At 46.6% G+C, this 13,637-nt stretch carries 14 protein-coding genes; 8 read left to right on the plus strand and 6 right to left on the minus strand.

Features of this window, described 5'->3' with window-relative positions; all coding sequences use genetic code 11:
- Positions 1–4: 4 nt before the first annotated feature.
- From BM099_RS18170 to BM099_RS18185, 4 genes are read right to left on the minus strand one after another with little or no spacing between them, the layout of a single operon-like run.
- Entirely contained in the window at positions 5–829 is an 825-nt protein-coding gene (locus BM099_RS18170) for a phosphatase PAP2 family protein (RefSeq protein ID WP_090730323.1), read from the minus strand.
- Entirely contained in the window at positions 822–2,387 is a 1,566-nt protein-coding gene (locus BM099_RS18175; RefSeq protein WP_090730325.1) for an ArnT family glycosyltransferase, read from the minus strand. The genes BM099_RS18170 and BM099_RS18175 overlap by 8 nt, the downstream gene beginning before the upstream one ends.
- A complete protein-coding gene (locus tag BM099_RS18180; RefSeq protein ID WP_090730327.1) occupies positions 2,380–3,414 on the minus strand; it encodes a glycosyltransferase family 2 protein in 1,035 nt (344 codons plus the stop codon). The genes BM099_RS18175 and BM099_RS18180 overlap by 8 nt, the downstream gene beginning before the upstream one ends.
- Positions 3,411–4,373, minus strand: coding sequence for a lysylphosphatidylglycerol synthase transmembrane domain-containing protein (locus BM099_RS18185; RefSeq protein WP_090730329.1), 963 nt, complete (start codon positions 4,371–4,373; stop codon positions 3,411–3,413). The genes BM099_RS18180 and BM099_RS18185 overlap by 4 nt, the downstream gene beginning before the upstream one ends.
- 99 nt (positions 4,374–4,472) lie before the next feature.
- Here BM099_RS18185 and BM099_RS18190 point away from each other — a divergent pair, with 99 nt between their 5' ends.
- A complete protein-coding gene (locus tag BM099_RS18190; protein WP_090730331.1) occupies positions 4,473–5,312 on the plus strand; it encodes a 23S rRNA (adenine(2030)-N(6))-methyltransferase RlmJ in 840 nt (279 codons plus the stop codon).
- Positions 5,313–5,352: 40 nt separating this feature from the next.
- Here the strand turns inward: BM099_RS18190 and BM099_RS18195 are convergent, their stop codons facing one another.
- Positions 5,353–5,619, minus strand: coding sequence for a hypothetical protein (locus BM099_RS18195; RefSeq protein WP_090730360.1), 267 nt, complete (start codon positions 5,617–5,619; stop codon positions 5,353–5,355).
- Between the two features lie 429 nt (positions 5,620–6,048).
- On the opposite strand from BM099_RS18195, the gene BM099_RS18200 reads away from it, so the two are divergent.
- The 3 genes from BM099_RS18200 (at position 6,049) to BM099_RS18210 (ending at position 8,778) form a co-directional block, all read left to right on the plus strand.
- Positions 6,049–7,770, plus strand: coding sequence for an acetolactate synthase 3 large subunit (locus tag BM099_RS18200; RefSeq protein WP_090730333.1), 1,722 nt, complete (start codon positions 6,049–6,051; stop codon positions 7,768–7,770).
- Positions 7,771–7,772: 2 nt separating this feature from the next.
- Positions 7,773–8,264, plus strand: a complete 492-nt coding sequence (ilvN, locus tag BM099_RS18205; protein WP_090730335.1) for an acetolactate synthase small subunit — start codon at positions 7,773–7,775, stop codon at positions 8,262–8,264.
- Positions 8,265–8,376: 112 nt separating this feature from the next.
- A complete protein-coding gene (locus BM099_RS18210) occupies positions 8,377–8,778 on the plus strand; it encodes an acyl-CoA thioesterase (protein WP_090730337.1) in 402 nt (133 codons plus the stop codon).
- 1 nt (position 8,779) lies between these two features.
- Here BM099_RS18210 and ilvY read toward each other — a convergent pair whose 3' ends face one another.
- Positions 8,780–9,676: an HTH-type transcriptional activator IlvY gene (ilvY, locus tag BM099_RS18215; protein ID WP_090730339.1), complete on the minus strand. Its 897-nt coding sequence runs from the start codon at positions 9,674–9,676 to the stop codon at positions 8,780–8,782.
- 127 nt (positions 9,677–9,803) lie between these two features.
- Here ilvY and BM099_RS18220 point away from each other — a divergent pair, with 127 nt between their 5' ends.
- From BM099_RS18220 to BM099_RS18235, 4 genes are all read left to right on the plus strand, one after another.
- Positions 9,804–10,796, plus strand: coding sequence for a patatin-like phospholipase family protein (locus BM099_RS18220; protein WP_090730341.1), 993 nt, complete (start codon positions 9,804–9,806; stop codon positions 10,794–10,796).
- Between the two features lie 65 nt (positions 10,797–10,861).
- Positions 10,862–11,623, plus strand: a complete 762-nt coding sequence (pssA, locus tag BM099_RS18225; RefSeq protein ID WP_090730343.1) for a CDP-diacylglycerol--serine O-phosphatidyltransferase — start codon at positions 10,862–10,864, stop codon at positions 11,621–11,623.
- A 63-nt stretch (positions 11,624–11,686) separates the two neighbouring features.
- Positions 11,687–12,694 carry a protein-methionine-sulfoxide reductase catalytic subunit MsrP gene (gene msrP, locus BM099_RS18230; RefSeq protein ID WP_090730345.1) on the plus strand — a complete coding sequence of 336 codons (1,008 nt, stop codon included), beginning with the start codon at positions 11,687–11,689 and terminating at the stop codon, positions 12,692–12,694.
- Positions 12,685–13,302, plus strand: coding sequence for a protein-methionine-sulfoxide reductase heme-binding subunit MsrQ (locus tag BM099_RS18235; RefSeq protein WP_090730347.1), 618 nt, complete (start codon positions 12,685–12,687; stop codon positions 13,300–13,302). Before msrP ends, BM099_RS18235 begins: the two co-directional genes overlap by 10 nt.
- Positions 13,303–13,637 lie beyond the last annotated feature (335 nt).

Below are 13,637 nucleotides of genomic sequence, written 5' to 3' on the forward strand. Positions count from 1 at the left end.
GTGCCTACTCCTTGTGTGAAAGTCGTGGTATTAACCCATGACGTGATAGTTGGTGATAAATACTCGCTAAGCTGATGGCCGATGCCGTCACGGCAAAAAGCCATGTATGCGGAAAACCACCATCATAGTTAATCAGTGTAATAGCACAACCCGCATGGATGATCAGCAAGATCAGATAGAAACGGCCGCTAAAAAAACGCTGCCAACGATCACATAACTGTAGCCCTGCCCATGCAGAAAAAAGCCCGCCAGCAGCCCCCATGCAGACATCTGCAGGCCAGTGTACACCGACAGCGACACGTGACCAGCCAATAAAGCAGGCAGCAATCAGGATTAAAAATTGTATCGCTTTATTGGCAGTTAAGCGTGTTAACAAGCCAGCCGCAGCAAAAGCCGTTAAGGTATGTCCTGAAGGCATGCTTTTTTTGGAGATGCTGGAGCCAATGAGTTGAAAACTACCGGGATCTAACACGCCAGGGGGGCGAGGTGTGGCAAGCCAGGGTTTTATGCCGTGGGTAATCAAGGTACCTACGATGGCTGTAATCAGTAAAGCGAATAGCAGGTGTGGGTAACGATAGGCAAATAATAGCGCCAGTGTTAAAACAACCAGCGTATCTCCCATGAACGAAAGATGCTCCCATGCTATGGGAGGTAATATCAGGCTGAGAAACTGGACGCTATAAAAGCCGGTTTGTAAGCCGTTTGCCATTAATAGAGCAGTCCCCAGCGAAAATGCCAAAATGGCTGCCCACAGAAGTAGTTTGTCGCTGTTTTGTGTTGTCGGCCAAGTCTTGCAGGCTGAGGCAACATGCTGATTAAGTTTATTCATAAGAGTAAAGTGCGACTCCTCCTTTGGCGTACAGACGGGTCGGTTTCACAGCAGGATCTAATGTCAGCAAGTTTTCTTGTTTATCGATTCGGGTGAAAACGAGCTCGCCACGCTGGGGGGCTCGTCTGGGCACAATTGCATCCCGGTAAACAGAAAAGCTGGGCATGTTGATACCGTAACTCACCACCGGTCCGCCAATTTTCTTAGCGAGCAGGGCTGCCTCACGAACGGGCTCTTGCTGGGCGGCCCCTAACAATGGCAGTAGCAAAAAATTAAACATCAGCATGCTTCCGGCAGCACCTACAAGAAGGCGCGCTGGATAGCTTGTGTTTTTGAAAAAATATAATGCAACGATCAATAACAGGCCTAGTACAGAGATTGCCTGAAAAGCAGTGTTGTACTCTGTCGTGGCGAGCTCCAGTACTGCTTTATCAAAAGGCTTGTTCGATTGTTCAGCTGCGTAGCCAAAAAATAAAGGTAGCAGGCTGACGAGCAGAATGGTCAGTGCCGGTGCTGATAATGACCAGAACCCTGCATTGAGAAGGTGTCGTGCCATCAAAAAGAGTATCGGTGTAACCCCATACAGAATGTAATGCGGCAGTTGTGTTTTAGAAAACGAGAAGATAACCAGTACTAAAAGAAACCAGGTGATCAGGTATAGCTCAAGTCCTCGTGGGCGCTGTTTAAACAGTGATTTGATGACCGGGGCAATCAATCCTGTAAAAGGCACGAATAATAGCGGCAGTAGCATCATGTAGTAATAGGGCTTACCCCCGTGGCTTTCCATCGTTGTGCTGAAGCGATCAATATTATGCTTCAGGTAGAAGCCTTTAAAGAACTCCCAGCCCTGGTCCAGGTAGACGGCGATATGCCAGGGCAAAACAATCACTATAAAAGTGATAATAATGATCGGATGAAAAACGGCTCTCAGCCAGTCTTTAAAGCGGCCTTCAAAGGCAAATAAAACCAAACTGGCAATCAGAGGTAGTGCGCAGGCAATCGGGCCTTTGGTGAGAAAGCCTAATCCCAGCCAGATACCGATACGCAACAGAGTGGCGTTATCGGCGCGTTGGAAATAACGATAGATATCGAAGAAAGTTGCACATAACAGGAAGTTCAGCAGCGCATCGGCAATGGCGGCTTTAAAGATAATGCTGGCTAATGGCAAGGCGGCTAATAACCACACCATTAAGCGTGCTTCCGTATCGTCTCTTTGTTCTTTGACAAAGCGATAACTGATCCAGATCCAGGCCAGTGCCGCCAGGCAGGACGGTAGCCGCAAGCTGAAAGTATTGAGGCCAAAACCGGATACGCTGAGTGCCTGAAGCCAGTAGATTAAAATGGGTTTATCGTGCCTGGGTACCCCATTCATGTAGGTTGAGATCCAGTTGCCGGTTTCAATCATTTCGCGTGTTGCGGTGGTGAAGGCGCCTTCATCCAGATCAAACAGCGGTAACCAGGCGGCATAACCAAACGTGCTGACCAGCGCCAGTAATATGAGTACGGGAGTTGAGAGCAGGAGCTTCATCAGACCCTGCTGATCGAGTGTCTTATTCACTCCACCCCCTCTGCGCAGGAGCGTTAGCTGATGGGCGGACAGGCATTTTTGCGTGAGCAGTACTACGGGTGAGTATTTCAGCCAGAACGCCGGTGGTTATCAATTGTGCACTGGTCATGACAAAGAGGATGCCGGTGAAGAGTAAGGGACGATTGCCGATATCTTCTCCCATAAAGATTTTAACCCCAAACAGATAGGTCAGAATCAGACCGCCAATGGCACCTAAAAATAGCCCGATTGAGCCAAAGAAATGCCCGGGACGCCGCGAAAAGCGCATGAAGAAAAATACGGCTAACAGGTCCAGAATAACGCGGATGGTACGCGAAATGCCGTATTTTGATTCGCCGAACTGGCGGGCACGATGGTTCACCGGCATGTCACTGATACGATCTGGAGAGGTGACGCAGGCCACCCATGCGGGAATGAAGCGGTGCATCTCACCAATTAAGTGCACCTGTTTGATTACCCAGGAGCGGTAAACTTTTAAGCTGCAGCCGTAATCATTGACATAGACACCGGTGTTTTTGCGGATCAGCCAGTTGGCAATGCGTGACGGTAATTTGCGGTTGATGGCTCCGTCCTGGCGATCTTTACGCCAGCCGCTGATCATATCCAGATCGCGTTCTTCGAGCGCAACAATCAGTTTCGGAATATCGGCAGGATCGTTTTGTAAGTCGCCATCCAGTGTGGCAATCAGATCGCCGCGTGCAGCATCAATACCTGCCTGCATCGCTGCCGTCTGGCCAAAGTTACGCGCAAAATGGATCGCGTGTACATGGTCGCCATACTCAGCTACGGCTTTATCCAGCGCCTGGGTTGTTCCGTCGTTACTGCCATCATTAACAGCGATCAATTCCCATTGGCCCGGATAGTCTTTTAGTGCGGCGTGTACCTCTTCCATGAAGGGTTTAATGTTTTCCTCTTCATTATAGAAAGGTACAACCACTGAAAGGCTTTGGTTACAGGGATTGTCAGCAACGGTGTCGGTTGCTGTCGTGTCAGTTGGCGTGTCAATTATGTCGATCATATTGAGATATCCTCTCTCGTTGGCTTGGCAACGGGAATCCAGAAACATAACAGGGCAAAGAGTGATGTTGCCCCTAGTATAAACAGGTGTAAATTGACCGCTAGCCCCAATATATCTGTACTGAGCAGTCCTATGGGGGCGAGGCCGGCCATAAAGGCGGCTTCGAAGCTACCGCTACCCGCAACACCATGGATGGGTAATATGCTGCTTAGTTCAGCACCGAGCACTCCAGCCAGAGCTTCAAAAACGCTGAGTGATTGCAATGCACGGGTGATCATTATTAAGGAGGCAAGTTTGCAACCCCAGGAGAGAAACGTCCAGATGATAACCCGGATAAATTGCCGGCGACTTTGTGGGGCTGTATTTTTAAGCTGGTTTATCATAGGTTCGATTTTAGGGTAAAAAGAGTGCTGAATCAGCCATTGTCGCCCTTTAGTTCGGTACAGGGCGTAGAGTAAAAGCATGAAGAGTGTGCCAAGTCCGACGGCTAATAATGAAAATAGAGGAAAAAAGTAGCTGAAGGTCACCGCTACCAGAGCACCGGCAATGATCAGATCCAGAACTCTTAGCCAAATGAGGCGTGCAAAACCTTCAGCAAAACCAACCGCAAAGTAGCGTTTCATCAAAATAGGGAATAATCCCTCTCCTAAACGCATCGGCAGCATGTTATTGGCATAAAGGTGAAGGACGCTTAATTTAAGTACGCTGATGAATCGCCCCTTTAAATCGGGTTGGCATAGATCGTAGATGCGCCAGGCGCGTAATAAGTAGCTGGCGGCGAACAGTATCAGTGCGGGTATCAGGGTGCTCAGTGGCATGGTTTTCCACTGAGCGAACACAGCCGTCCAGCCTACGATATATTCCACCGTGACCAACATGGCAATAAAGATCAGAATGCCGACTGTCCAGGGAAGTAGCTTTCGCTTGGAAAACAGCTTGTATTGGGTAGCGTTTTGCATAGATAGTTACGAAAAATGACAAAGTTGAGCATTGTACCTTTTGCATAGATGAGATGGCAGCGATAATAGGCGCAAATCTAATTAAGTAGGGGTGCTAAGGTGCTTAGCTATCAACATGGCTTCCATGCCGGTAATTTTGCGGATGTGCATAAGCACATGATATTGGCGTTAATACTGGAGGCGCTTAATCTAAAAGATAAGCCTTGGAGTTATCTTGAAACACATGGCGGTTGTGCGCTCTATGACTTGGCGGGCGACAAAGCACAAAAAACCGGTGAGTACCTGGCAGGGATAGGTAAACTCTGGAATCGACAGGATATGCCTGATGCCATCCGCCCTTATATAGCACAAGTACAAGCGGTGAATCAGGATAAAGAGTTGAGGTTTTATCCAGGCTCGCCATCCATTGCATCGAGGCTGGCACGTGCATCTGATCGTCTTGCTGTGATGGAGTTGCATCCGGCGGAATACCAGCAGGTAAAACAACATTTTAGAGGCCAGGCTCAGGTGGCTGTGCATCATCGCGATGGTTACGAAGGGGTGCTGTCTATGATGCCGCCTAAACCTAATCGGGGACTGGTGTTGATTGATCCCTCTTATGAGGTGAAAACTGAGTATAAGCAGGTGGCAAAATTTGCTCAGCAATTGTTGGCTCGCTGGCCAAATGGCAGTATTGCAATCTGGTATCCCATTTTGAAAGCGGGTCTGCACCAGGACATGATTGATAATATTGTTGCTTCGGGTGTTCGCAGAGTATATCAGTCCGAATTTTATGTGCAGGATTCAGGCTCGCAACGGATGTTCGGCAGTGGCATGTTGCTGATTAATCCACCGTGGCAATTGGATCAGAAAATTGCCACTGTGATGCCCTGGCTCTATCATATGCTGGCGCAGCCAGAAGCTGACGAGCCACAGGAAAAGTGGCTCGTGCCGGAGTAGCTATAAAAAAACGGGGCCCTTTTAATAAAACAGGTCTTTTTTAATAAAGGGCGGTTTCATCCCGCACAATATCTTTTAGCAGATCGAGAAACAGTTCGTCGGCCTCGCTGTGTTCTGCCGGAATTTTCACGTTAGTCAGTGATGATAGTTCGTCCGCAATGAGTACATTAGCGTTTGGGCTTTTCAGATGCTTGCGGGCAATGTCTTTGGCTATCGTGCATATTTCAGGTTCAGAAAATACCTTGCGAATGAATAGGGTGAGTTCTTTGATGACTCGCTCTTTGTTTTTAATTTGCGCAACACTCATGGGCCAATCTCCAGTGATTTTTTCAGATAATATAACCTGACTTTTGTCTATGTGCATCTGCTGTATGCAAAGCGTGTTCCTGAGGTTGATCAATAGTACGCAAAATGAGAGAATGCTGGGCTATTTTTCTTCGCTCGTTTGCAGTAGGGGACCCCGAAACAAATGGCGAAACTAATGTTGGCGAAACAGTTCTCAGGATTGTTTTAACAACATTGAGTAAGCACTACCCAGCTTAAGTTTCAGAAGGTCTGCCGGTTAAGAGATCCTTAGCCTGCATTCATCCGGACATGGGCCAATACACATGGTGTGCTTTTGGTTTTCCGCTGTTCTTGCGTCATCATCGCACAGCGGCCTGAACATGTTCATTATTGCAGAATCTCTGAACTGTTTACTCACCGACGAGATCGGTGTCGACTAGAGGGTAAGAAAGTGGAATTACTATCAGGCGCAGAAATGGTTGTTCGCGCTCTTCGTGATGAGGGTGTGAAATTTATCTATGGATATCCGGGCGGAGCGTTGCTTCATGTCTATGATGCAATTTTCCAGCAGGATGAAGTAGAGCATATTCTGGTGCGCCACGAGCAAGCAGCAACACATATGGCTGATGCCTATGCGCGCGCGACCGGTAAGGCCGGTGTTGCGTTAGTGACATCTGGGCCAGGCGCAACCAATGCCGTAACGGGTATCGCAACGGCTTATATGGATTCAATTCCTATGGTGGTCATTACCGGTCAGGTCATGAGTCATCTGATTGGTGAAGATGCGTTTCAGGAAACGGACATGATCGGTATTTCCCGTCCGATTGTGAAGCATAACTTCAGCGTACGAAGTGTAGAAGAGATCCCTGAGATTATTCGTAAAGCATTTCATATTGCAGAAACGGGTCGTCCTGGACCGGTTGTGGTCGATATTCCTAAGGATATGACCAACCCAACGGATCGTTTTCCGTATGTATTCCCTAAACAAGTCAAGCTGCGTTCATATAACCCGGTGACTAAAGGTCATAGCGGGCAAATCAAGAAAGCGTTTGATCTGTTGATGAGTGCTAAGCGCCCGATTATCTATACGGGTGGTGGTGTCATTATGGGCGATGCCAGCGAGGAATTGACCGAATTGGCTCGAGCGCTGAATTATCCTGTTACCAATACCCTGATGGGGTTGGGCGGGTATCCGGGAACGGATCCGCTGTTCGTAGGTATGCTCGGTATGCATGGCAGCTATGAAGCCAATATGGTGATGCATCACAGCGACTTGATTCTGGCGATTGGTGCACGTTTTGATGACCGTGTAACCAATGGTGTCGATAAGTTCTGTCCTACTGCCAAAATTGTTCATATTGATGTGGACCCGGCTTCAATCTCGAAAACTATCCGCGCAGATGTGCCCATTGTGGGTCCTGCTAAAGCGGTTCTTGAAGAGATGCTGCAGCTGCTAAAAGCCAGTAAAAAGACGCCAGATCAAGAAGCCAATAAAACCTGGTGGGCGCAAATTAATGAATGGCGCACCCGTCATGGTGGGCATTTCCGTACAGACGATTCTGAGAAGATGAAACCTCAACAGGTTATCGAAATGCTCAGTAAAGTTACCGGCGGTGATGCTTATATTTGCTCTGATGTTGGTCAGCACCAGATGTTTGCAGCCCAGTACTACAAGTTCAATAAGCCTAACCGTTGGATTAACTCAGGTGGTTTGGGCACGATGGGCTTTGGTCTGCCGGCGGCGATGGGTGTGAAAATGAACTTCCCGGATGCTGATGTTGCCTGTGTGACGGGTGAAGGCAGTATCCAGATGAATATTCAGGAACTGTCGACCTGTAATCAATACAATATTCCGGTCAAAATTATCTGCCTGAACAACGGTTCGTTAGGCATGGTGCGTCAGTGGCAGGATATGAACTATGAATCCCGTCATTCGCAATCTTATATGGAATCACTCCCTGACTTCATCAAGCTGGCGGAGGCTTATGGACATGTCGGTATAAAGGTCGATAAATATTCTGACTTGGAAGCAGCAATGGTAAAAGCCTTTGCTATGAAAGATCGTCTGGTGTTTATGGATATTACGGTTGACCCACATGAGCATGTGTACCCTATGCAGGTACCGCGCGGTTCTATGCGTGACATGTGGCTGAGCAAAACGGAGAGGACTTAAATATGCGTCATATCATTTCTGTTCTTCTTGAAAACGAACCGGGTGCACTGTCTCGCGTAGTAGGTTTGTTCTCTCAGCGAAACTTCAACATTGAATCGCTGACCGTTGCGCCAACCGATGATGAGACATTGTCGCGTTTGACCGTAACCACGGTAGGTGATGATAGAGTTGTTGAGCAGATTACTAAACAGCTCAATAAGCTAATCGATGTTGTTAAAGTTGTTGATCTGACCGAAGGCGAACACATTGAACGTGAATTGATGATGATCAAGTTCAAGGCAGCGGGTGCATTTCGGGCGGAAGTTAAGCGTACCGCTGATATTTTCCGCGGGCAGATTATCGACATTACACCTAATACTTATACCGTGCAGTTGGTAGGCTCCAGCGCTAAGCTGGATGCGTTTATTGATGCATTAGGTACGGCCAGTATTATGGAAGTAGTGCGCTCAGGTGTATCTGGTATTGCGCGCGGAGAAAAGGTGCTTAGCCTGTAATCACTGCGTTAGTCAGTAAAAAGCCGCTCCTGTTGGTATAAAAGGAGCGGCTTTTTTATATCTTCGCTATCAAGCGTCAATCTTATTTATCAACGTGAAAATAGGAAAGTAGATGGAAACGCCGTTTCAGATAAGTAGTAAAGTGCGCGACTATGAGTTGGATATGCAAGGTATTGTCAATAACGGTGTTTACTTTAATTACCTTGAGCATGCACGTCATGAATACTTGCTGGCTCATGGTGTGGATTTTTCTGCGTTAGCGTCGCAAGGTATTCACTTGGTGGTCGTGCGTTCTGAGCTGGACTATAAAGCCTCTTTAACAAGTGGTGATGAGTATGTGGTACAGGTTGTTGTTGAGCGGCTCAGTAAGGTGAAGTTTGCTTTTCGGCAAAAGGTTATTCGTTCATCAGACCAGAAACTCTGTGTTGAGGCGTTGGTTGTAGGTACGGCACTTAATGAACGTGGACGTCCTTATTTATCTCCAGACATTGAGGCGCTCTTTGTTAATACTTAGTTTACTGAGGGGTGTTGGTTTTGATTTGGCACCAGAGTGCATTGATTAACGGGTTTTTAAGTTTCTTTTCTAATGTGAACAGGCCGACTTCATATGGTTTTAGTTCGGGTTTGATAGCTAATATTTCGATTTTTTCTGCTAACGGGCTATTGTCCAAAACGATTTTTGGGACGACGCCCACACCAAACCCAAGACTGACCATGCTGACAATCGCTTCGTTTCCGGCGACTTGGGCATAGATGTTGGGCTTCACTCCTTTCTGGCGGAACCACTCATCAAGCCTGTCCCTTGATACCCCGCCTTCAGGAAGAATCATAGGAATGCTACTCCATTGCTCTGTCGTTGTTGGGGGTAAAAGGCTTTCATCCAGCGTGTTTTTTTCTTTGGGGGCAATAAAAAGCAACGGAGATATTCCAACCGGCTTGAATGCCAGATCTTTAGGCAGAGCATCTGGTTTGGCAGCTATGGAGATGTCTTCTTCGTTATTCTGTACTCGGCGGAGTGCGTGGTCAGGGTCTCCGGTGTGTAATTTTATTTCAATGGCGGGAAAGTTATGACGAAACTGACTAAGAATATCGTATAGGAAGCTGTAGCTGGCTGTGACTGAGCAATAGATGCTGACCTCGCCGTGAAGTTCTTTGGCTTCTGCCAGTAGGGTGTTGCGTGTTAGGTCCCATTGAGCTAACGCCTCGCGGGCATAGGCCTGGAATAGCATTCCTTCATGGGTGAGTTGCACGCTGCGGTTATCGCGTACAAACAAAACAACGTTTAGCTCTGTCTCGAGTTGTTTAATAGACCGGCTGAGTGCTGAGGCGCTAAGGTGGCAGAGTGCGCTCGCACGTCCGAAATGCAGTGTGTCAGATAAACTAAGAAAATGCTTTAAAGTGCGTGTATCCATACGTCATTATCACATAAATGAAACCTGCCTTTGTATAAACGATTTAATAAATTTAAAACCCGGAGTGTAGCGTGAGCCGCTTTTTCTGTTATATTTGTGCAGTGCACAATAATGAATGGAGGTTGTTATGCAGAGCATTAAGGTCAATCTTGCTTTACAGGGCGGCGGTGCGCATGGGGCTTTTACATGGGGAGTTATTGATCGTCTTCTGGAAGAAGAATTATTGTCGTTCGAAGGTATTAGTGGGACCAGCGCCGGAGCAATGAATGCGGTGATGCTTGCGGAAGGGTGGCGTTTAGGAGGCCCTCAGGGAGCTAGAGATAAATTGGATGAGTTTTGGGGCGCTATTTCTGCTTTGGATTATGGGAATGTGTTGCCTGAGCATCTTGAAGGCTCTATGGCTCGTTTGTGGTTGTATGCGATGAAATATGTCTCTCCGTATGATATCAACAAGCTTGATATTAACCCTTTGCGCAGCTTAGTGAGTCAATTGGTTGATTTTGAACAGCTATCGCTCGACTCTCCGTTTAAGTTATTTCTTGCTGCCACGGAAGTTAGTACGGGTAAATTAAAAATTTTCAGAGAGTCTGAGCTTACGGTAAATCATCTGCTGGCCTCAGCTTGCCTGCCTAATATACATAAAGCGATAGAGATAGATGGGTTGAATTATTGGGATGGTGGTTTTTCTGCTAATCCGGCGATTTTCCCGTTGATATATGATTGTGATAGCGATGATGTCCTTATTGTTTTGTTGCAGTCTTTGGTGGGGAATGAGTTGCCTATAACAGCAGAAACCATTGGGGAGCGGGTAACAGAAATGAGCTTCCAAAGTACTTTTTTGCGAGAAATGAGCAGTATTGCTGCTATTAAACGACAATCAATGCCTCAGGGTTGGTTTTCAGGTAAAGCTGTACGAAAAATTGGAAGAATGCGTACACATATTATAGAGAGTCATGAATTGTTGTCTGGTTTGAGGCGTGCCAGTAAATACGATACGCGTAAAACGTTTCTGCATGGCTTGAAAGAGGCCGGGCGTGACGCTGCTTCTGTTTGGCTGGGGGAGCATCAGGGTGTGTTGGGCAAAAAAACGAGTTGTGATATTGATGCATTGTTTGCCTGATAAACTATCGTGCTGTTGAATGGCGCTGTAGAATAAGGCTCTTTTATTATTTAGATAGTGACGTTATGACTGAAGAAAATGAATCTTTTCATGAGGATGAGTCTGTTTCAGAGCAGGGTGTGAAACCGAGGCGTGGTATCTACCTGTTGCCTAACCTTTTTACTACAGGAGCACTATTTTCTGGGTTTTACGCGGTAATCGCGGGTATGAACTCTCATTTCGAGGCGGCCGCTATCGCTATTTTTGTCGCCATGGTGCTGGATGGTCTTGATGGTCGTGTAGCAAGAATGACTAATACATCAAGTGCCTTTGGTGCTGAGTATGATTCTTTATCAGATATGGTCTCTTTTGGTGTGGCTCCCGCATTAGTGACATTTAGCTGGGTATTAGGTGATATCGGTAAGGTGGGCTGGTTCGCGGCGTTCATCTATGTGGCGTGTGCTGCTCTGCGGTTAGCGAGATTTAATACGCAGATCGGTTCTGTCGATAAACGTTATTTTATCGGTCTTCCTTCGCCTGCGGCAGCCGCTGCCGTGGCTGGTTTAGTATGGGCTGCAACAGAATATAATATTGATCCAGCGCCTTTTGCTTATATCATTGCGCTTTATGTTGCCTTAGCTGGCATCATGATGGTGAGTAATGCGCTTTATAATAGCTTCAAAGATGTAGACCTGAAAGGAAAGGTGCCGTTCGTCATTCTGGCAGCAATTGTATTGGGTGTGGGTGTGATATCGATTGAGCCTGCACTATTTCTGTGGGTTTTGTTCCTGGTGTACAGTGCATCAGGGCCGGTTATGTGGCTGTTGCGGAAAAGGAAAAAAGCGTAAAGGGAATTATTTCTGGTAAAAAGGTCTAAATTTTCATTGGTATTTATTACAGTGAGAATTTAGATGTTAATTAAAAAGGCTGAAGAAATAAAAAGCTCCGAGATAACGCCAGAGTCTATTTATAAGCAGCGTCGTCTTTTTATGCAAGGTTTGGCAGGCACTGCCGCCTTGCTTTCCTCCGCTACCGTTTCAGCCCTATCAAAATATGACTTCAAAGAAGACTGGCCTATCTATGCGGGTCCTGAGTGGATGCAGCCATCTATCAAGGCTGCGGAGCGGAATAATCGTTTCTCCTCAAATGAAAAGCCTGCTCCATATCCTGATGTAATTACGCACAATAATTTTTATGAATTCGGGCTTGGTAAGCAGGACCCCAGTCGTAAAGCTCAGCAGTTTAAAACGGATCCCTGGACAATAGAGGTTGAGGGGGAGGCAGAGAGAGTTGGTAAATTTGCATTAGAGGATTTAATAAAACCGCATAAGTTCGAGGAAAGAATATATCGGTTACGTTGTGTTGAGGCGTGGTCGATGGTTATTCCGTGGCTGGGGGTTCCTCTGGCGGACCTTTTAAAACAGTTTCAGCCTACCAGTAAGGCAAAGTTTGTTGAGTTTACTACGCTGCATGATCCGCAGCAGATGCCAGGTCAAAAAGCTCTTTTCAGCTCCTTAGATTGGCCTTATGTTGAAGGATTAAGAATAGATGAGGCGATGCATCCTTTGAGTTTCCTGGCTACAGGCCTTTATGGGCAAGCCTTGCCGCCACAAAACGGAGCGCCGCTGAGGTTGGTTGTTCCATGGAAATATGGATTCAAAAGTATCAAGTCGATAGTGAAGATTCGTTTCACTGAAACGATGCCTGAATCGACATGGAATCTTACTGCGCCCAAAGAGTACGGCTTTTTTGCTAATGTGAATCCCGAGGTTGACCATCCCAGATGGACGCAGGCATCTGAAAGACGTTTGCCTTCATCTTTATTTTCGCCTAACCGAATTGAGACATTACCCTTTAATGGTTATGCGGAGGAGGTGGCTCATCTTTACACTGGGATGGATTTGCGTAAATGGTTTTAGGTATTAACCCTGCAAAAAGCAGGCTTGTTTGGTGCTGCGTTTTTTTTGGGTTGCTACTGCCGTTATTAATATTGTCATATGATATTTATGCGCAGCAGTTAGGCGCTGACCCGGCGATAGAGATAGTCAAGTATTTGGGTACATGGGCCATTATTTCATTATGGTTAAGCCTTTGGGTGACTCCGTTGCGTCGTCGGTTATCGCTTACTTGGCTGATGAGATTTCGTCGCATGTTTGGTTTATATGCATTCTTTTATAGTGTCCTGCATTTATTGGCATTCGCTACTTTTATAGTGGGGTGGCAGTTTGACATATTGCTGCAAGAGTTTTTAGAGCGGCCTTATATTATAGTGGGCGCAGCGGCAGTGTTGTTTCTGTTGCCGCTTGCGGTCACGTCTACGAAAAAGATGCAACGTCGCCTGGGGCGGCGTTGGATTCAATTGCATAAGCTGGTGTATCTCATTTCAATCTTGGTAATGATTCATGTGATATGGATGGTGAGAGCTAGTTATGAAGATGCCATCGTTTATGGTGGGTTTTTGCTGATTGCGTTGGCTGAGAGGGTCTGTTTTAGTTTTAAAAAGAAAAAACAACGGCAGAAGGTTTGAATATGGTGTTATTTTACAAATAAATCACTTTTTTCAGGCAGGGCTGTTGACTCCTTTTGGGGAGTCTGTAGAATGCGCACCTCTTCCCAAGGAGGCTGCCAAACAGGTAGCTGAGATGAGAAGATGCTGGTTAGTAAGATCTTGATATTTAACATTTTTTCAAGGTTTTGTGATTGGTGGTTGGAGTCAGGTTTTGCAGCCGGAAGATTTCGGAAAAGATGCAAAATAAAGATTGACTTCAACACGGCGTTCGGTAGAATATGCGCCTCACTTGAACGACACGTTCAAGCGCTCTTTAACAGATTGGTCAGATAATTCGTGTGGGCGCTTGTCAG

Source organism: Neptunomonas qingdaonensis, from assembly GCF_900113275.1.
GTDB classification, from domain to species: domain Bacteria; phylum Pseudomonadota; class Gammaproteobacteria; order Pseudomonadales; family Balneatricaceae; genus Neptunomonas; species Neptunomonas qingdaonensis.